17 protein-coding genes and 1 pseudogene are annotated in these 16,850 nt (G+C 72.1%); 16 read left to right on the top strand and 2 right to left on the bottom strand.

Annotation, left to right across the window (positions count from 1 at the left end):
• The first annotated feature begins 173 nt into the window (after positions 1–173).
• The 7 genes from ACFHVL_RS27120 to ACFHVL_RS27150 all read left to right on the top strand — a co-directional run bounded on the left by ACFHVL_RS27120 (position 174) and on the right by ACFHVL_RS27150 (position 7,034).
• The gene (locus ACFHVL_RS27120) at positions 174–587 is read left to right on the top strand and encodes a PH domain-containing protein (protein ID WP_416631295.1); all 414 of its coding nucleotides are present in this window, start codon (positions 174–176) and stop codon (positions 585–587) included.
• 383 nt (positions 588–970) lie between these two features.
• Positions 971–1,588, top strand: coding sequence for a translation initiation factor IF-3 (infC, locus tag ACFHVL_RS27125; RefSeq protein ID WP_416631270.1), 618 nt, complete (start codon positions 971–973; stop codon positions 1,586–1,588).
• A gap of 19 nt (positions 1,589–1,607) precedes the next feature.
• The gene (gene rpmI / locus ACFHVL_RS27130) at positions 1,608–1,802 is read left to right on the top strand and encodes a 50S ribosomal protein L35 (RefSeq protein WP_326554010.1); all 195 of its coding nucleotides are present in this window, start codon (positions 1,608–1,610) and stop codon (positions 1,800–1,802) included.
• 31 nt (positions 1,803–1,833) lie between these two features.
• Complete coding sequence (gene rplT / locus ACFHVL_RS27135) at positions 1,834–2,226, top strand: 50S ribosomal protein L20 (RefSeq protein ID WP_326554009.1); 393 nt, start codon at positions 1,834–1,836, stop codon at positions 2,224–2,226.
• A 47-nt stretch (positions 2,227–2,273) separates the two neighbouring features.
• Positions 2,274–3,161 carry a TrmH family RNA methyltransferase gene (locus ACFHVL_RS27140; protein WP_416631271.1) on the top strand — a complete coding sequence of 296 codons (888 nt, stop codon included), beginning with the start codon at positions 2,274–2,276 and terminating at the stop codon, positions 3,159–3,161.
• Between the two features lie 229 nt (positions 3,162–3,390).
• Positions 3,391–4,452, top strand: coding sequence for a phenylalanine--tRNA ligase subunit alpha (locus tag ACFHVL_RS27145; protein ID WP_416631272.1), 1,062 nt, complete (start codon positions 3,391–3,393; stop codon positions 4,450–4,452).
• Between the two features lie 2 nt (positions 4,453–4,454).
• Positions 4,455–7,034, top strand: a complete 2,580-nt coding sequence (locus ACFHVL_RS27150) for a phenylalanine--tRNA ligase subunit beta (protein WP_416631273.1) — start codon at positions 4,455–4,457, stop codon at positions 7,032–7,034.
• A 74-nt stretch (positions 7,035–7,108) separates the two neighbouring features.
• Here ACFHVL_RS27150 and ACFHVL_RS27155 read toward each other — a convergent pair whose 3' ends face one another.
• The gene (locus tag ACFHVL_RS27155) at positions 7,109–8,443 is read right to left on the bottom strand and encodes an SGNH/GDSL hydrolase family protein (protein ID WP_416631274.1); all 1,335 of its coding nucleotides are present in this window, start codon (positions 8,441–8,443) and stop codon (positions 7,109–7,111) included.
• Positions 8,444–9,215: 772 nt separating this feature from the next.
• Between ACFHVL_RS27155 and ACFHVL_RS27160 the strand changes: the two are divergent.
• Positions 9,216–9,332: pseudogene (locus ACFHVL_RS27160) on the top strand (helix-turn-helix domain-containing protein); the annotation flags it as partial.
• Positions 9,333–9,503: 171 nt separating this feature from the next.
• Here ACFHVL_RS27160 and ACFHVL_RS27165 read toward each other — a convergent pair.
• The gene (locus ACFHVL_RS27165) at positions 9,504–9,662 is read right to left on the bottom strand and encodes a hypothetical protein (protein ID WP_416631275.1); all 159 of its coding nucleotides are present in this window, start codon (positions 9,660–9,662) and stop codon (positions 9,504–9,506) included.
• A gap of 80 nt (positions 9,663–9,742) precedes the next feature.
• Here ACFHVL_RS27165 and ACFHVL_RS27170 point away from each other — a divergent pair, with 80 nt between their 5' ends.
• The 8 genes from ACFHVL_RS27170 to ACFHVL_RS27205 all read left to right on the top strand — a co-directional run bounded on the left by ACFHVL_RS27170 (position 9,743) and on the right by ACFHVL_RS27205 (position 16,842).
• Positions 9,743–10,171 carry a hypothetical protein gene (locus ACFHVL_RS27170; protein ID WP_416631276.1) on the top strand — a complete coding sequence of 143 codons (429 nt, stop codon included), beginning with the start codon at positions 9,743–9,745 and terminating at the stop codon, positions 10,169–10,171.
• 256 nt (positions 10,172–10,427) lie between these two features.
• The gene (locus ACFHVL_RS27175) at positions 10,428–10,712 is read left to right on the top strand and encodes a DUF427 domain-containing protein (RefSeq protein WP_416631277.1); all 285 of its coding nucleotides are present in this window, start codon (positions 10,428–10,430) and stop codon (positions 10,710–10,712) included.
• 166 nt (positions 10,713–10,878) lie between these two features.
• Complete coding sequence (gene argC / locus ACFHVL_RS27180) at positions 10,879–11,895, top strand: N-acetyl-gamma-glutamyl-phosphate reductase (RefSeq protein ID WP_416631278.1); 1,017 nt, start codon at positions 10,879–10,881, stop codon at positions 11,893–11,895.
• 114 nt (positions 11,896–12,009) lie between these two features.
• Positions 12,010–13,197 (top strand): bifunctional glutamate N-acetyltransferase/amino-acid acetyltransferase ArgJ, encoded by a 1,188-nt coding sequence (gene argJ / locus ACFHVL_RS27185; RefSeq protein ID WP_416631279.1) that lies wholly within the window; start codon positions 12,010–12,012, stop codon positions 13,195–13,197.
• The gene (gene argB, locus ACFHVL_RS27190; RefSeq protein ID WP_416631280.1) at positions 13,194–14,114 is read left to right on the top strand and encodes an acetylglutamate kinase; all 921 of its coding nucleotides are present in this window, start codon (positions 13,194–13,196) and stop codon (positions 14,112–14,114) included. Before argJ ends, argB begins: the two co-directional genes overlap by 4 nt.
• Positions 14,115–15,353: an acetylornithine transaminase gene (locus ACFHVL_RS27195; RefSeq protein ID WP_416631281.1), complete on the top strand. Its 1,239-nt coding sequence runs from the start codon at positions 14,115–14,117 to the stop codon at positions 15,351–15,353. It begins immediately after the preceding gene.
• Positions 15,350–16,336, top strand: a complete 987-nt coding sequence (gene argF, locus ACFHVL_RS27200; RefSeq protein WP_416631282.1) for an ornithine carbamoyltransferase — start codon at positions 15,350–15,352, stop codon at positions 16,334–16,336. Before ACFHVL_RS27195 ends, argF begins: the two co-directional genes overlap by 4 nt.
• Positions 16,333–16,842 carry an arginine repressor gene (locus ACFHVL_RS27205; RefSeq protein WP_326553994.1) on the top strand — a complete coding sequence of 170 codons (510 nt, stop codon included), beginning with the start codon at positions 16,333–16,335 and terminating at the stop codon, positions 16,840–16,842. Before argF ends, ACFHVL_RS27205 begins: the two co-directional genes overlap by 4 nt.
• Positions 16,843–16,850: the final 8 nt, after the last annotated feature.

Below are 16,850 nucleotides of genomic sequence, written 5' to 3' on the forward strand. Positions count from 1 at the left end.
GACCGGGACCGTCCTACCGCAAGGCAGGACTACCAACCGTGCGCTCACTAAAGCCCACTGAGAGGTAACGGGGAGTGGAGTGGCAGACTCGACGGGTGGCAGATGAGCTGACGACGACGCGGCCCGGTCCGGTCGTCACCCCGGTGGTGGTGCGGCCCCGCCGGATCCGGGTGATGTGCTGGTCACTGGCAGCGGCGCTGCTGGTGGTGTTCACCGTGGTCAGTTTCGGCCTGCGGGGCTCCACCGGCGAGAACCTGGGCAGCTTCCAGCGCGGCGACCAGGCCGCGATGATCGGCCTCGGTGTGGTGGGTGCGATCGTCATCCTGATGTTCACCCGCCCCCGGGTTGCCGCCGACGCCAGCGGGGTGCGGGTCCGCAACGTGCTCCGTTCGTACGACCTGCCGTGGGAGATGATCGTCGCGGTCCGGTTCGACCGGGACGCCGCCTGGGCCAACATCGAGCTGCCCGACGACGAGCGGGTGCCGGTGCTCGCGCTGCAGGTCGTCGACCAGGAACACGCCGTCGAGGGGGTCCGGGCGCTGCGGGCCCTGCACGCCGAGGCGCAGCGGGCGGCAAAGGCGGGTTGACCGGCGTCCGGTGCCCGGTGGTGTGCCGGGCCTGGTAGCATTGCGTTGTCGACCACGCTGCCTTTGTCGTGCTGCTTGCTCAGGGAAACGCTCCTATTGGAAGGTTCCTCGAGTAGACGCCAGCGATGGCAGCTGCGAAAGCGGAGCGCCTGCTCCCACCCGTGTCGCGGACTCCATGTCCAGCGGTCGGGTCCGGTCACCTGACGGCGGTGCGTCCGCTGCCGGGTTGACGCCGTCGACGGCGTCGCTGACCGGTCGAGCAGGCCCTGGCATCTGCCGGGGCCTTCTGCTTTCCCGGGGCGTCCCCAACCGGGGGCCGGCCCGGGGTTACGGCACCACGGAGATTACGGACTCGAGGAGGCCCCATCAGCGTCGAACCACGCGTGAACGAGCAGATCCGGGCACGTGAGGTCCGACTGGTCGGTCCTGAGGGTGAGCAGGTGGGCATCGTCCCACTCGAGCGCGCCCTGCAGCTGGCCGCGGACGTCGACCTGGACCTGGTTGAGGTTGCGCCCATGGCGCGCCCGCCGGTGTGCAAGCTCATGGACTTCGGCAAGTTCAAGTACGAGAGCGCACTGAAGGCGCGCGAAGCGCGGCGGAACCAGCAGCAGACCGTCATCAAGGAAATGAAGCTTCGGCCCAAGATCGATCCGCACGACTACGAGACCAAGAAAGGTCACGTGGTGCGGTTCCTCAAGGCTGGCGACAAGGTCAAGGTCACGATCATGTTCCGTGGTCGTGAGCAGAGCCGTCCGGAGCTGGGTTACCGGCTGCTGCGCCGGCTCGAATCGGAGATCACGGACCTGGGGTACGTCGAGGCCGCTCCGAAGCAGGACGGCCGGAACATGATCATGGTGCTGGCCCCGCACCGGGCCACCAAGGCCGCTGCGGCCGCAGCCACCGCGGCCCGGGTCGGACCCGGCCGCGAACCGCGGGAAGGCGGCACCGACGAGGTGTCGTCGGCCGCCGAGGCCGAACCCGCCGGGAACACCGGCGAGTGACAGGGGAGAGACGCAACAAATGCCAAAGATGAAGCCCCACTCCGGCATGGGCAAGCGGGTCAAGGTGACCGGCCGGGGCAAGATCCTGTCCGAGCAGGCCGGCAAGCGCCACCTGCTGGAGGGCAAGGCCTCCACCCGGACCCGTCGGCTCACCGGCACCGTCGAGGTGTCCCAGGCCGACGTCAAGCGCATCAAGAAGCTGCTAGGCCGCTGACGCGCGCCACTGACCCTGAGGAGTAGGCGAAATGGCACGCGTCAAGCGGTCTGTAAACGCCCAGAAGAAGCGCCGTACCCTGCTGGAGGACGCCAGCGGCTACCGGGGGCAGCGCTCCCGGCTGTACCGCAAGGCCAAGGAGCAGGTGCTGCACTCGATGCAGTACGCCTACCGGGACCGTCGTGACCGCAAGGGCGACTTCCGGCAGCTGTGGATCACCCGGATCAACGCGGCTGCCCGCGCCAACGGGATGACCTACAACCGGCTCATCCAAGGCCTGCGGTTGGCCGGCGTCGAGGTCGACCGGAAGATCCTCGCGGATCTCGCGGTCAACGACGCCACCGCGTTCGCCGGTCTCGTCGAGGTGGCCCGCGCGGCCGTCGCCGCCGAAGGCACCGGCGGCGCGTCGGCTCAGGCAGCCTGAGCAGGTACGGCACCGATCAGCACATGGCACGGAACGCGGCGCCCGGCATGACCGCACCACGGCCAGCCGGGCGCCTCGGCCATGCCCCGGCCGGCCGCGCAGCCAGCGGTCACGGCAGCGCGGCGCCGTTCACCACCCGTACGCCCAGGATCGTGGCCGCCCGACGGCTGCACCGCCGCCGCGACCGTGACGCCACGCGGCGCTTCCTCGCCGAAGGCCCGCAGTCCGTTCGGGAGGCGCTCGCCGCGCCCGGCGCGGTCCGGGAACTGTTCGGCACCGCCGCCGGGCTCCACCGGCACGCCGACCTCGCCGAGACGGCTGCGGCCGTCGGCGTCACCGTCTCCACGGTCGACGACGACGCCCTCGCCGCACTGGCCGAGACCGTCACCCCACAGGGCGTCGTCGCCGTCTGCAACCACCTTGACGTTCCCCTCGACACCGCGCTGCGCCGCCACCCCGGGCTGGTCGCCGTCCTCGCCGAGATCCGCGACCCCGGCAACGCCGGCACCGTCCTGCGTACCGCCGACGCCGCCGGTGCCGGTGCCGTGGTCTTCGCCGGTGCCGCCGTCGACCCCTACAACGGCAAAAGCGTCCGGGCCAGCGCCGGCAGCCTGTACCACCTCGACGTGGTCCGCCACGACGATCCGGCACCCGTTGTCGATGCGCTACGCGCCGCCGGGCTGCGGGTCCTCGCCGCCAGCGGGCACGGCGACACCGACCTCGACGACCTTGCCGACTCCGGGGCGCTGGCCGCACCCACCGCCTGGCTGTTCGGCACCGAGGCGCACGGCCTGCCCGCCGAGCTCGCCGACCGCGCCGACGCCCAGGTCCGGGTGCCGCTGTACGGGCGGGCCGAGAGCCTGAACCTGGCTGCCGCCGCGGCCGTCTGCCTGTACACTTCGGCCAGAGCACAGCGCCCAGGAAGGCCCACGTGATGAGCGTCAGCAGCCACCCGATGCGCCACGACCGGCGCCGGGGTTGCGGTGTGCCGCCTGGTCAGCTGTTTATCCGGCCCGCCGGTCCCGGCGGGCGGCAGGGCTGACCGACACTCACCCCGTTTCCCCTCCGCGCCCACCGGCGGGCTGCGGCAGCGCCGCGCGTCCGTAGACTCTTGCCGGTCATCGGCCCCGGTGACCGCACGCCGCGAGGGAGTGCCCGCACGTCATGACCTACCGCAACGACCCATACGATCCGAAGCAGGTCGCGCTGCTCGACCCGGCCGCGCTCGCCGGTGCGGTCGCCGACGCCGAAAAGGCGTTCACCGAGGCCGCCGACCTGGACGCGTTGACCGCGCTGCGTCATCAGCACATCGGCGACCGTGCCCCCATCTCGTTGGCCCGCCGCGAGATCGGGGCCCTGCCGCCGGCCGCCAAGTCCGACGCCGGCAAGCGGGTCAACGAGGCCCGCGCCGCCGTCCAGACCGCTTACGACACCCGCCGTGTCGAACTCGAAGCCGAACGGGCCCGCCGGGTCCTCGCCGAGGAACGCGTCGACGTCACCCTGCCGTTCGACCGCCGCCCACGCGGCGCCCGGCACCCGCTGACCACCCTGATGGAACGCATCGGTGACCTGTTCGTCGGGATGGGCTACGAGGTCGCCGAAGGCCCCGAGGCCGAGCTGGAGTGGACCAACTTCGACGCGCTCAACATCAGCCCCGACCACCCGGCCCGCGGGCTGATGGACACCTTCCACCTCGACCTGCCCGGCCTGGTGCTGCGCACCCACACCTCACCGGTGCAGGCCCGCACCATGCTGACCCGGCAGCCACCGATCTACGTGGTCTGCCCGGGGCGGGTCTACCGCACCGACGAACTCGACGCCACCCACACCCCGGTGTTCCACCAGGTCGAAGGACTCGTGGTGGACCGGGGCATCACCATGGCACACCTCAAGGGCACCCTCGACCACTTCGCCCAGACGATGTTCGGCACCGACGCGCGGACCCGCTGGCGGCCGCACTACTTCCCGTTCACCGAGCCGTCCGCCGAGTTCGACGTCTGGTTCCCACAGCACCGCGACGGCCCGCGCTGGGTCGAATGGGGCGGCTGCGGCATGGTCAACCCCCGGGTGCTGCGGGCCTGCGGCATCGACCCCGAGGTCTACTCCGGATTCGCGTTCGGCATGGGCATCGAACGCACCCTGATGTTCCGCCACGGCATCAGCGACATGCGCGACATGGTGGAAGGCGACGTGCGGTTCACCCGCGCGTTCGGGATGGAGGTCTGAACATGCGGGTCGCAATCTCCTGGCTGCGCGAACACGTCGACCTGCCCGCCGACCTGACGGCGCAGCAGCTCGAAGACGCCCTCGTCGGGCTCGGTCTCGAAGTCGAGTCCATCGTCGACCTGGCCGGCTCGGTCACCGGCTCCCTCGTCGTCGGTGAGGTCCGCGAGATCGAGGAACTCACCGGCTTCAAGAAGCCGATCCGGTTCTGCCGGGTCGACGTCGGCGCCGCCAACGGCACCGGCGAACCGCAGGAAATCGTCTGCGGCGCCACCAACTTCGCCCCCGGCGACAAGGTCGTCGTCATCCTGCCCGGCGGGGTGCTGCCCGGCGGGTTCGCCATCGGCGCCCGCAAGACCTACGGGCGTAACTCCAACGGCATGATCTGCTCCGCCCGCGAACTGGGCGTCAGCGACGACCACGCCGGCATCATCGTGCTGCCCCCGGACGTCACCGCCGCGCCCGGCGACGACGCCCGGCCCGTCGTCGGCCTCGACGACGTCGTGGTCGACGTCGAGATCACCCCCGACCGGGGGTACGCCATGTCGGTACGCGGCATCGCCCGCGAACTCGCTCAGGCGCTCGGCGTACCGTGGCGCGACCCGGCGGCGGTCGACGCGCCCGGCGCCACCGACACCCCGGCGTACCCGGTCGAGGTCCGCGACACCGTCGGCTGTGACCGGTTCGCCGCCAGGGTCGTCCGGGGCATCGACCCGACCGCCCCGTCGCCGCAGTGGATGGTCCGCCGGCTGGCCACGGCCGGGGTACGCAGCATCAGCCTCGCCGTCGACATCACCAACTACGTGATGCTCGAACTCGGCCAACCGATGCACGCCTTCGACGCCGACCGGATCGCCGGAGCGCTCGTCGTACGCCGGGCGAGCGCGGGGGAGAAGGTGACCACCCTGGACGGGGTGGCCCGGGTCCTCGACGCCGAGGACATGGTGATCTGCGACGACACCGGGCCGATCTCGCTCGCCGCCGTGATGGGCGGTGAGACCAGCGAGGTGGTCGCCGGCACCCGCAATGTGCTGTTCGAGGCCGCGCACTGGGATCCGGTGATGGTCGGACGCACCGCCCGGCGGCACAAGCTGTTCAGCGAGGCTGCCAAACGGTGGGAACGCGGCGTCGACCCGGCGCTGCCGCTGATCGCGATCGACCGCGCCGTACGGCTGCTCACCGAGTACGCCGGTGGGCAGGCCGGCGCGGAGATCCTCGACATCGACCACGTCGCCCCGCCGATCCCGATCGTCATCGACGCCGGGCTGCCGGGCCGCCGGGTCGGGGTGGTGTACCCGCCGCAGCGCGTCGTCGAGTTGCTGGAAGCCGTCGGCTGCACCGTCGCGATCGGCGCGAGGGCCGGGGTGGCCAGCGCCACCACCGTCGCGACCGCAGCGGCCACCGCCACCTCGGCGGCGTCGGCACCCGACGACGGTGGCGCGCCGCTGGTCGTCGCCCCGCCGAGCTGGCGGCCCGACCTGGCCGACCCGGCCGACCTGGTCGAGGAGGTGGTCCGGCTGGCCGGCTACGACAACGTGCCCAGCGCGTTGCCGCCGGCCCCGGCCGGGCGTGGGCTCACCGCCACCCAGCGGAGACGCCGGTCGGTGGCGCGGGCGTTGGCCGAAGCCGGACACGCCGAGGTGCTCTGCTACCCGTTCGTTTCCCCGCAGGCCGCCGACGACCTGGGTCTGCCCGCCGACGACCCGCGCCGCGACGCGGTCCGGTTGGCCAACCCGCTGGCCGAAACCGACCCGCTGCTGCGGACAAGCCTGCTGCCGCCGCTGCTGGCGACGCTGCGACGCAACATCGGTCGGGGGCAGCGCGACGTCGCCCTCTACGAGATCGGCGTGGTGTTCCAGCCCCGGCCGGGTGCTGCCGCGCCACCGGCGATGGGCGTCGACGACCGGCCCGACGATGAAGTGTTCGCCGCCGCCGACGCCGCCGTGCCGCACCAACCGTGGCACGTCGCCGTGGTGTTGGCCGGTGAGGTGGAGCCGGGTGGTTGGTGGGGCGCCGGACGCCCGGCCAGCTGGGCCGACGCCGTCGAAGCCGGCCGGACCGTGCTCGACGCCGCCGGCATCCCGGCCGACCGGATCGAAGTCCGGGCCGGCGAGTACGCGCCCTGGCATCCCGGCCGCTGCGCCGAGTTGCTGGTCGACGGGATCGTCGTCGGCCACGCCGGAGAGCTGCACCCAGCCGTCGTCGCCACGATGGAACTGCCCGGGCGCATCTGTGCGGTGGAGCTCGATCTGGACGCGGTGCCCGCCGCCCCGGCCGTGCCGGCACCGGACTTCTCCAGCTTCCCGCCGGCGTTGATCGACGTCGCGCTGGTCGTCGACGAGGCCACACCAGCGGCGCAGGTCCGCGCCGCGCTGGCGGCCGGTGCCGGCGAGCTGCTCGAATCGGTCCGGCTCTTCGATGTGTACGCCGGCGAGCAGCTCGGCGTCGGGCGCAAGTCCCTGGCGTACAAGCTGGTGTTCCGGGCTCCGGACCGCACGTTGACCGTCGAGGAGGCGGTGGCGGCGCGTGACGGCGCGGTCGCCGAGGCCGCCGCACGGCTCGGCGCCACCCTGCGCGGCGCCTGACCGCAGCGACGCCCGGCTCCCGGTCCGGTCCGCCGTTACAACAGGCGGACCGGGACCGGGACCGCCGGCGATGGTCAGCGCCGCAGCAGTGCGGCGAGGTCGGCGGCGTCGGCCATCGCCGCGCAGCCGGCGTCGTTGGGATGCAGATGGTCACCGCTGTCGTAGGCGGCCGCCAGCCGGGTAGGTTCGGCCGGGTCGCCCAGCGCCGCCGCGAAGTCGATCACGCCGTCGAAGGCACCACTGGTCCGGATCCAGTGGTTGACGTCGCGCCAGATCTCCTGCCGCTCGGGGGTGTCCAGAAACGAGCCGCCGAACGGCGGCACGGTGCCGCCGAAGATCGGCAGCCCCTGGGCCCGGGTCTGCGCGATGACCTGCTGGTAACCGGCGATGATGTCGGCGGCCGGAGCGCTGTAGCCGATGTCGTTGGTGCCCTCCAACAGGATCACCGCCCGTACCCCGGTCTGGGCGTAGACGTCGCGTTCCAGGCGGGCGAGCGCCGGCACACCCCAGTACGGTTCGCCGTCGCGCGGGGCGAGCAGCCGGTTGCCGCCGAGCCCGGCGTTCACCACCGACAGGGTGGGTCCGGGGCGGTCGTGCAGCCGGCGGGCCAGATGGTCCGGCCAGCGTTGGTTGGCGTTGCCGGAGGTGCTGGCGGTGTCGGTGATCGAGTCGCCCAGCGCGACGACGCTGCCGACGACCCGTCGGCCGGCCCGCACGTCGATCCCGTCCACCAGCATCCAGCACGGCGTGTCGGCGTACCCGTCGGCGGTCGGTGCGGTGGCCCGGTCACCGGCCGCGAGATGGTTGCCCTGGGCGGTGAACGGGTGGTTGGTCACCGGCCCGGTCGGCTCCGGCACGTACACGCTGACCAGCAGGGTGCTCAGCGCGGCGACCCGCAACTGCACCGGGTCGCTGAGCGCCCGCCCACCGGCGGCGACGGTGACCTCACGGCTGCCGCCGAAGGTCAGTTCCCGCATCGAGCCGGGGACGGCGGTCGCGCCGTCGTGTTGGACGGCGACCGATGCCCGGCCGACCTTCAACGCCCGGGTGCCGAACGTGTTGGTGACCCGTACGCGCACCGCTGCGCCGCCGGCGCTGACGAAGGCGACGTTGCGGATGGTCTGGTCGGTGAGCCCGTCTCCGGCCGGGCAGTCCGACCAGGCAATGGCGCTGCCCTCGACCGGGCTCGGCGCCCACGCGGCGACCCAGGTGGCCGCGGGCCGGTCGGAGCCAACCGGGGCGGTGTGTGCCGAGGGCCCCGATGGTGCGGTCGCGACGACGGTCGCGGCGAGCGCGGCCGCGACCGTGATCGCCAGGACCGCGCCCCCGCTGAACGCCGCCGCCCGCCCCGCTGATCGGGTACGCCGGACCGTGACAGCCGAGTCGGTGCGGTTGTCGCTGGGACGCACGCCCACCTCCTTGTGCATCGGCCGGACCGGATGTCAGGCCGATCGACAATAATAGAGGTTCACCAATGTATCTGGTTGCGTCGACCGAACGCTTCTCCATCGACCAGCCCGATGTCAGGTGACCTCAGATGGCGATGAGGTATTTGGCGTCCTGGCAGAGGCGGCGGGACGGCGGGGGTGCGTCGGTAGGGGGCGAGCGCGCCGACGAGGTTGCGGACGCGAGCAGAGCGAGGAACATCCGTCGGTGCGTCATTGTCTCAGGTTCGTTCACGACCATGGCTGCTTGAAAGGCCCGGCAGCCGTCCACGGTGTTCCAGACCGGCGGACGCTGGCGCGGCGTCGAACCCGTCGTCGGGCCAGCCCAGCTCATCCTTCACCCGTGGTGGTCGCTCCCAGGCACAGTAGCGGACCCGGTGTCCGGCGGGCTGCCCCGACACTGATCCGCACCGATACGCGCCACGCGCACCCCCTCCTGTCACCATCCGACTGAGGTCAACTGAGCACATCGGATCGGGCGGTGACCCGAATCCGATTCCGGTGAAACGGGTCGGGGGTCGGGGCGCGGCAATGCCCCGGCCCGCCGGCCTCGCCAGAAGGTGAGAGTGCTCGTGATCGCCGGCCTGATGCCCGGCTTTCTGCTCGGCCTGTTCAGCATCCCGGGTCGGATCCCGGTGGTGCCCGCGCTGCGGCGAGACCACCGAGGCCATCCACCGCGACCTGCGCCGAGGACCGCGCCCGGCCGTCGCCGCATCGCCGCATCGCCGCACTGCCGATCGGCCGTCGGGTCGCCCAACTCCGCGCCCGACGTGGCCTCACCCAACAGGTCTTCGCCGACCGGATCGGCAAATCCCACTCGTGGGTCGACAAGGTCGAACGCGGCATCCGCTCCCTCGACCGGATCTCCGTCGTCCACACCGTCGCCGCCGTCCTCGGCGTCACCCCCGACGTCATCCTCGGCCCCACCACAACCCGACCCGAACCCACCACCGACACCACGGCCGCCGTCGAACACCTGCGCGCCGCCCTCGCCCGCTACGACACCCTCACCCCCGACCAACAGTCACCGTCCGTCGAGGACCTGCACCACCGCATCGGGTACGCCCACAGCGCCTACCAGCACGCCCACTACCCGCAACTGCACCCCGACCGTCGTCGCCGCGCTCCTACGGGCCGGTCCCACCCCCGACCTGACCCGCCTCGCCGCCGCCGTTTGGCTCATCAAGCACTGAGGATGTCTCAGATCAGCTATGGGTCCGATGTAGGCGCAGCGTCGTTCGACCCTCCGACTAGGATGCAACGATGTCTCAATGGCGGACGACGCGTCTGGTCGCCGGTGCGTCGATCGCCGCGCTGGCGGTGGCGGCGTTCACCACCGGCCAGCCGTACTGGGGCTGGTTCCTCACCCTCACCGTCGGGCTGCCGTACGCGGTCCTCGCCATTCCCGCGCGGTGCGGTGAGCCGCTGTGGCGCGACGGCGACTGCCCGTACCTGGGGCCAGGTCTGCTCGTCGGCTGCCACCTGCACCGCCTCGACAAGATCGAGCGGCTGCTCGGTGCGCAACCACGGAATCTGACCAGGGACCGTCAGGGCGGGCCGGCCGCAGCGCTGCCGCCGGACCGGAGCCTGGCTGTCGCGCGGCACGTCCGGGAAGGTCTTGGCTTCGTCGCCGCGCTGCTGGGTGCCGCGTCGGGCCTGCTGATCCTGTTCCGGGCGACGTCGTTCGGCTAGCGCGATCCGCGGTCACCGCTGCCGGGTCTGCCGGTAGCGGGCCAGCAGGCTCTGTCCATCCTGTCGATGCCAGGTAGGAGCCATCCCCGATCGCTGGCTGCGACACGTCCGCTGCTCCGCATCGTCAGGGTGCCCGAGGTGGTTTCGCGTCCGAGGATCGTTGTACCGACCCTAGCCGACAATGGACACCGATGGATCGACTGTCCGTTTCTCGACATCGACCGTGCCGGAACGGGTGGTGGTTACGCTGGGCGGTATGCCGAAGGCCATCTGGAACGGACTTGTGATCGCCGAGAGCGATGACACAGTCGTCGTCGAAGGAAACCACTACTTTCCCCGGTCGTCGCTGCGTGACGACCTGGTGCGTGACTCGGAGACGCGCACCCACTGCCCGTGGAAGGGCGACGCCTCCTACCTCAGTCTGGAACACGAGGGTCAGCGCAGTGCCGACGCCGTCTGGTACTACCCGGAGCCGCTGCCGGCGGCCGACCAGATCCGCGACCGGGTCGCCTTCTGGCGCGACGTCGAAGTCGTCGACTGACGTCACACTTCATCCCGTACCCCCATCCGCAGCGATCTTGCACTTATCGAGAGCATTTGTCGGAATCGTCCATCGATAAGTGCAAGATCGTCGGGATCTTGGGAGGGGGTTGTCGAGGAGTGGCGCATCCTGATACCGTCCTCTGCATAGAAATGCGGAGGTGGGTATGGGCATCCGGGTCGCCGTCGCCGGCGCGAGCGGATACGCCGGGGGAGAGCTGCTGCGGCTGATCGCCGGGCACCCCCAACTGGATCTGGTCGCCGCCACGGCGCACAGCCAGGCGGGCGCGCCGGTCGCCGCCGTACATCCGCATCTGGTCGGCCTCGACCTGACCTTCGTCGGCACCGACGCCGCCAGCTTCGCCGACGCGGACCTGGTCTTCCTGGCCCTGCCGCATGGGGAGTCAGCGGCGATCGCCGCCACCCTGCCGGCCGGGGTCAGGGTCGTCGACCTCGGCGCCGACCACCGGCTGGCCGACGCCGCCGCCTGGGACGGCTACTACGGCGGCCGGCACGCCGGCACCTGGACGTACGGCCTGCCGGAGTTGCCCGGCCAGCGGGACCGGATCGCCGCCGCCGACCGGGTCGCCGCCACCGGCTGCTACGCCGTCGCCGTCACCCTGGCGCTCGCTCCGCTGATCGCCGCCGGAGCGGTGGAGCCCGCCGATGTCGTGGTGGTCGCCGCCAGCGGCACCTCCGGCGCCGGCCGGGCCGCCAAGACCCACCTGCTGGCCAGCGAGGTGATGGGCAGCCTGTCGCCGTACAAGGTAGGTGCTCACCAGCACGTCCCGGAGATCAAGCAGGCGACCGGTGCGACCAGCCTCTCCCTCACTCCGGTGCTGGCCCCGATGCCGCGCGGCATCCTGGCCACGGTCACGTCCCGCCCAGCGGGCGGTGTCGCCGACCCGGCCGCCGCCGCGCGCGAGGCGCTGACCGCCGCGTACGTCGACGAACCGTTCGTACACCTGCTGCCCGCCGGCAGTTGGCCGGCCACCGCCGCAACCCTCGGATCCAATGCCTGCCACCTGCAGGTGGGCACAGACATCGACTCGGGACGGGTGATCGTGACCAGCGCCATCGACAACCTCGGCAAGGGTGCCGCCGGACAGGCCGTACAGTGCGCGAACCTGATGCTCGGACTGCCGGAAACCACCGGCCTGACTGCTCTCGGGGTCGCACCGTGAGCGCGAGGAATGTAGCGCAGCGGAGTCCCGCGGTCGTGAACGAAGGGCGGCTCAGGTGAGCGCGAGGAATGTAGCGCAGCGGAGTCCCGCAGTCGTGAACGAAAGGCGGCTCAGGTGAGCGTCACCGCGCCGAAGGGGTTCCGGGCGGGCGGGGTGGCCGCTGGGCTCAAGACCAGTGGCGCGGCCGACGTGGCGCTGGTCGTCAACGACGGGCCGGCCACCGCCGCCGCCGGGGTCTTCACCGCCAACCGGGTGCAGGCCGCACCGGTGTTGTGGAGCCGGCAGGTGCTGCGCGCCGGTGTGCTGCGGGCGGTGGTGCTCAACTCCGGCGGGGCCAACGCCTGCACCGGGCCGGCCGGATTCCAGGACACCCACGCCACCGCCGAACACGTCGCCGCGACGCTCACCAGAGCGGGCGGCACGGGGGGCGGTGCCGGCCTCGATGTCGGGGCCGGTGAGGTCGCGGTCTGCTCCACCGGGCTGATCGGGGAGCGGCTGCCGATGGACAAGCTCCTCGCCGGGGTGACCCAGGTGGTCGCCGGGCTGGCCGTCGACGGGGGACCGGCCGCCGCCGGGGCGATCATGACGACCGACACCCGGCCGAAGACCGTCACGATCGAGGGGCCCGGCTGGCAGGTCGGCGGGATGGCCAAGGGCGCCGGCATGCTCGCCCCGGCGATGGCCACCATGCTCTGCGTACTGACCACCGACGCGCTCGCCGCCGCCGCCGACCTGGACGCCGCGCTGCGCGAGGCCTGCCGGACCACCTTCGACCGGCTCGACTCCGACGGCTGCCTGTCGACCAACGACACCGTGCTGATGCTGGCCAGCGGTGCTTCCGGGGTCACCCCGACGCCAGCCGAGCTGACCGCCGCGGTGACGGCCGCCTGCGCCGACCTGGCCCGGCAACTGATCGCCGACGCCGAAGGCGCCAGCAAGGAGGTCGCCATCGAGGTGCTCGGCGCGGCCAGCGAGGCCGACGCGGTCGAGGTCGGCCGGGCGGTGGCCCGCAACAGCCTGGTCAAGACGGCGCTGTTCGGCAACGACCCCAACTGGGGGCGGATCCTCGCGGCGGTCGGCACCACCAGCGCCGCGTTCGACCCCGATCAGCTTGACGTGGCGATCAACGACGTGTGGATCTGCCGTGGCGGGGCCGCCGCCGCGCCCCGCGACCAGGTCGACCTGACCGGCCGACAGGTGCACATCAGCGTCGACCTGCACGCCGGCACCGACACCGCGACCATCTGGACCAACGACCTGTCGCATGCGTACGTGCACGAGAACTCGGCGTACTCGACATGACCGACGTCCATGAACAGCTGAGCCGTGACCTCAGTGTCGCCCAGTCCAAGGCCGCCACGCTGATCGAGGCGTTGCCCTGGCTGGCCCGTTTCCACGGCGAGACCGTCGTGGTCAAGTACGGCGGCAACGCGATGATCGACCCGCAGCTGCAGCGGGCCTTCGCCGCCGACATGGTCTTCATGCGGTTCGCCGGCATCCGCCCGGTCGTGGTGCACGGCGGCGGGCCGCAGATCTCCAGCATGCTGCGCCGGCTCGGCATCGCCAGCGAGTTCAAGGGTGGCCTGCGGGTCACCACCCCGGAAGCCATGGACGTCGTCCGGATGGTGCTGGTCGGCCAGGTCGGCCGGGAACTCGTCGGTCTGATCAACGGGCACGGGCCGTACGCGGTCGGGCTCTCCGGCGAGGACGCCCGGCTGTTCACCGCCGTGCGCCGCCCCGCGTACGTCAATGGCGAGCCGGTCGACATCGGCCAGGTCGGTGATGTCGACACGGTCAACCCGTCGGCGGTGGCCGACATCATCGCCGCCGGCCGGATTCCGGTGATCTCCACGGTGGCCCCGGACGTCGATGGTGTCCTGCACAACCTCAACGCCGACACCGCCGCCGCCGCGCTCGCCATCGCGCTGCGGGCCCGTAAACTGGTCGTCCTCACCGATGTGCCCGGCCTGTACGCCGACTGGCCCGACACCACCAGCCTGATCAGCCGGATCAGCGTCGACGACCTGGCCGACCTGCTGCCGACCCTCGCCGCCGGCATGGTGCCGAAGATGGAGGCCTGCCTACGGGCGGTTCGCGGCGGCGTGCCGGCCGCACACGTGGTCGACGGCCGGGTCGCCCACTCCACCCTGCTGGAAGTCTTCACCTCCGAAGGCTTCGGCACCATGGTCACTGACCCGACGAACGACGGGGAGTCCTGAATGGCCTCGCTGCGGGACCGCTGGTCCGCATCGTTGATGGACAACTACGGCACGCCGCCGCTGGCGCTGGTCCGTGGTGAGGGCGCCACCGTCGTGGCCGAGGACGGCCGCCGCTACCTCGACCTGCTCGGCGGCATCGCGGTCAACGCGCTCGGCCACGCCCACCCGGCGATCGTCGAGGCGGTCACCCGTCAGATCGGCTCACTCGGCCACGTCTCCAACCTGTACGTCGCCGAGCCGCCGGTCGCCCTGGCCGAACTGCTGCTGGCGCTGACCGGCAGACCCGGCGCGGTGTTCTTCTGCAACTCGGGCGCCGAAGCCGTCGAGGCGGCGTTCAAGTTGTCCCGCCGGACCGGGCGTACCCACGTGGTCGCCACCCACGACGGCTTCCACGGCCGCACGATGGGCGCGTTGGCGTTGACCGGGCAGCCGGCCAAGTCCGACCCGTTCCGGCCGCTGCCCGGTGAGGTCACCCACGTGCCGTACGGCGACGCGGCCGCGCTCGCCGCCGCCGTCACCGACCGCACCGCCATGGTCATCCTGGAGCCGATCCAGGGCGAGGCAGGTGTCGTGGTGCCGCCGCCGGGCTACCTGACCGCCGCCCGGGAGATCACCACCCGGCACGGTGCCCTGCTCACCCTCGACGAGGTGCAGACCGGGGTCGGGCGGACCGGCCACTGGTTCGCCCACCAGGCCGACGGCGTCGCCCCGGACGTCGTCACCCTGGCCAAAGGGCTCGGCGGCGGACTGCCGATCGGTGCCTGCATCGCCTTCGCCGACACGCAGGTCGGCGACCCGGGCACGCCGGTCGGCGACCAGGCGGCGCGGCTGACTCCGGCCGCGTTGCTCACGCCGGGCAGCCACGGCAGCACCTTCGGCGGTAACCCGGTCTGCGCTGCGGCCGCCCTGGCGGTGCTGCGCACCATCGCCGCCGAAGGGCTACTGGACCACGTCAAACGGGTCGGCGAGCAGCTGCGTCACGGCGTCGAAGCGCTCGGCCACCCGCTGGTCGCCGGGGTACGCGGTGCCGGTCTGCTGCTCGGGATCGTGCTCACCGCGCCGGCCGCGCCGGCGGTGGCCGTCGCGCTGCGCGACGCCGGTTTCCTGGTCAACCCGGCGCAGCCGGACGTGATCCGGCTGGCCCCGCCGCTGATCCTCACCGCCGAGCAGGCCGACGGGTTCCTCGCCGCGTTGCCTGCCGCGCTGGCAGCCGCCACCACCACTGGAGAAGGCTCGTGATCCGGCACCTGCTGCGCGACGACGACCTCAGCCCCGCCGAGCAGGCCGCCGTGCTGGACCTGGCCGCCCAGATGAAGGCCGACCGGTACGGCCACCGGCCGCTGGCCGGCCCCCGCTCGGTGGCGGTGCTGTTCGACAAGCAGAGCCTGCGGACCCGACTGTCGTTCGACGTCGGCATCGCCGAGCTGGGCGGCAACCCGATCGTGGTCGACACCCAGGCCACCCACTTCGGTCGCGGCGAGACCCTGGCCGACGCCGGCCAGGTGCTGTCGCGCTACGTCGCGGCTATCGTGATGCGCACCTACGGCGACGAGCGGCTCGCCGAGGTCGCCGCCGGCGCGAGCGTGCCGGTGGTCAACGCACTCACTGACGGCTTCCACCCCTGCCAGCTGCTGGCCGACCTGCTGACCGTGCGGGAACACTGCGGCGGCACGACCGGGCGGACCCTGGCGTACGTCGGCGACGCCGCGAACAACATGGCCAACTCGTACCTGCTGGCCGGGGCGACCGCCGGCATGCACGTACGGGTCTCCGGCCCGGCCGGCTACGACCCGTCACCGGTGGTCGTCGCCCGGGCCGGCGAGATCGCCGCCTGGACCGGCGGCTCGGTGCAGGTCATCCGCCATCCCCGGGAGGCGGTCGACGGCGCCGACGTGATCGCCACCGACACCTGGACGTCGATGGGGCAGGAGGCCGACGGCAAGGACCGGCGTACCCCGTTCTGGCCGTACCAGGTGAACTCCGACCTGCTCTCCGCCGCCGCGCCGAATGCGATCGTGCTGCACTGCCTGCCTGCGCACCGGGGCGAGGAGATCACCGACGAGGTGCTCGACGGCGGGCACGGTGCCGTGTTCGACCAGGCCGAGAACCGGCTGCACGCACAGAAGGCGCTGCTGGCCTGGCTGCTCGCCCAGACCGCCAACGGCGACACAGTCGGCGATGGTCGCAGCGACGACGCCGGGCGCGGCGGTGCGCTCCGATGACCGGGCCGGCCACCCGTACCGCCCGACATGCCCGCATCGTCGAGCTGATCCGGGCCAAGGCGATCCGGTCGCAGACCGAGCTGGCCGAGCTGCTCACCGGCGACGGTATGCAGGTCACCCAGGCGACACTGTCGCGGGACCTGGAGGAACTCGGCGCGGTGAAGGTTCGAGGCCGCGACGGCGGCCCGGCGGTCTACCTGATCCCCGAGGACGGCAACCCGACGCTGCGTCCGGCCGAGCAGGCCCCGGCCCGGCTGGTCCGGCTGCTGCACGAACTACTCACCGGCGTCGACTCCAGCGCCAACATCTGCGTGCTGCGCACCCCACCGGGTGCGGCGCAGTTCCTGGCCAGCGCGCTCGACCGCTCCGGCCTGCCGGAGGTGGTCGGCACCATCGCCGGCGACGACACCATCCTGGTCGTCGCCCGCGACCCGGTCGGCGGCGCCGACCTGGCTGACAAGCTATCCACCTGGGCCGCCACCCCACCAGGCCCAGCAACCACCTGACCTGTCGC

Source organism: Micromonospora sp. LOL_023 (assembly GCF_048060115.1).
Lineage (GTDB): Bacteria > Actinomycetota > Actinomycetes > Mycobacteriales > Micromonosporaceae > Micromonospora_E.

Bases quoted from the DNA above. Each gene is read 5' to 3' on its own strand.
- ACFHVL_RS27120 (WP_416631295.1), top strand. From the start codon at position 174: ATGTGCTGGTCACTGGCAGCGGCGCTGCTGGTGGTGTTCACCGTGGTC.
- rpmI (WP_326554010.1), top strand. From the start codon at position 1,608: ATGCCAAAGATGAAGCCCCACTCCGGCATGGGCAAGCGGGTCAAGGTG.
- rplT (WP_326554009.1), top strand. From the start codon at position 1,834: ATGGCACGCGTCAAGCGGTCTGTAAACGCCCAGAAGAAGCGCCGTACC.
- ACFHVL_RS27140 (WP_416631271.1), top strand. From the start codon at position 2,274: ATGACCGCACCACGGCCAGCCGGGCGCCTCGGCCATGCCCCGGCCGGC.
- ACFHVL_RS27145 (WP_416631272.1), top strand. From the start codon at position 3,391: ATGACCTACCGCAACGACCCATACGATCCGAAGCAGGTCGCGCTGCTC.
- ACFHVL_RS27150 (WP_416631273.1), top strand. From the start codon at position 4,455: ATGCGGGTCGCAATCTCCTGGCTGCGCGAACACGTCGACCTGCCCGCC.
- ACFHVL_RS27165 (WP_416631275.1), bottom strand. From the start codon at position 9,662: ATGAGCCAAACGGCGGCGGCGAGGCGGGTCAGGTCGGGGGTGGGACCG.
- ACFHVL_RS27170 (WP_416631276.1), top strand. From the start codon at position 9,743: ATGTCTCAATGGCGGACGACGCGTCTGGTCGCCGGTGCGTCGATCGCC.
- ACFHVL_RS27175 (WP_416631277.1), top strand. From the start codon at position 10,428: ATGCCGAAGGCCATCTGGAACGGACTTGTGATCGCCGAGAGCGATGAC.
- argC (WP_416631278.1), top strand. From the start codon at position 10,879: ATGGGCATCCGGGTCGCCGTCGCCGGCGCGAGCGGATACGCCGGGGGA.
- argB (WP_416631280.1), top strand. From the start codon at position 13,194: ATGACCGACGTCCATGAACAGCTGAGCCGTGACCTCAGTGTCGCCCAG.
- ACFHVL_RS27195 (WP_416631281.1), top strand. From the start codon at position 14,115: ATGGCCTCGCTGCGGGACCGCTGGTCCGCATCGTTGATGGACAACTAC.
- ACFHVL_RS27205 (WP_326553994.1), top strand. From the start codon at position 16,333: ATGACCGGGCCGGCCACCCGTACCGCCCGACATGCCCGCATCGTCGAG.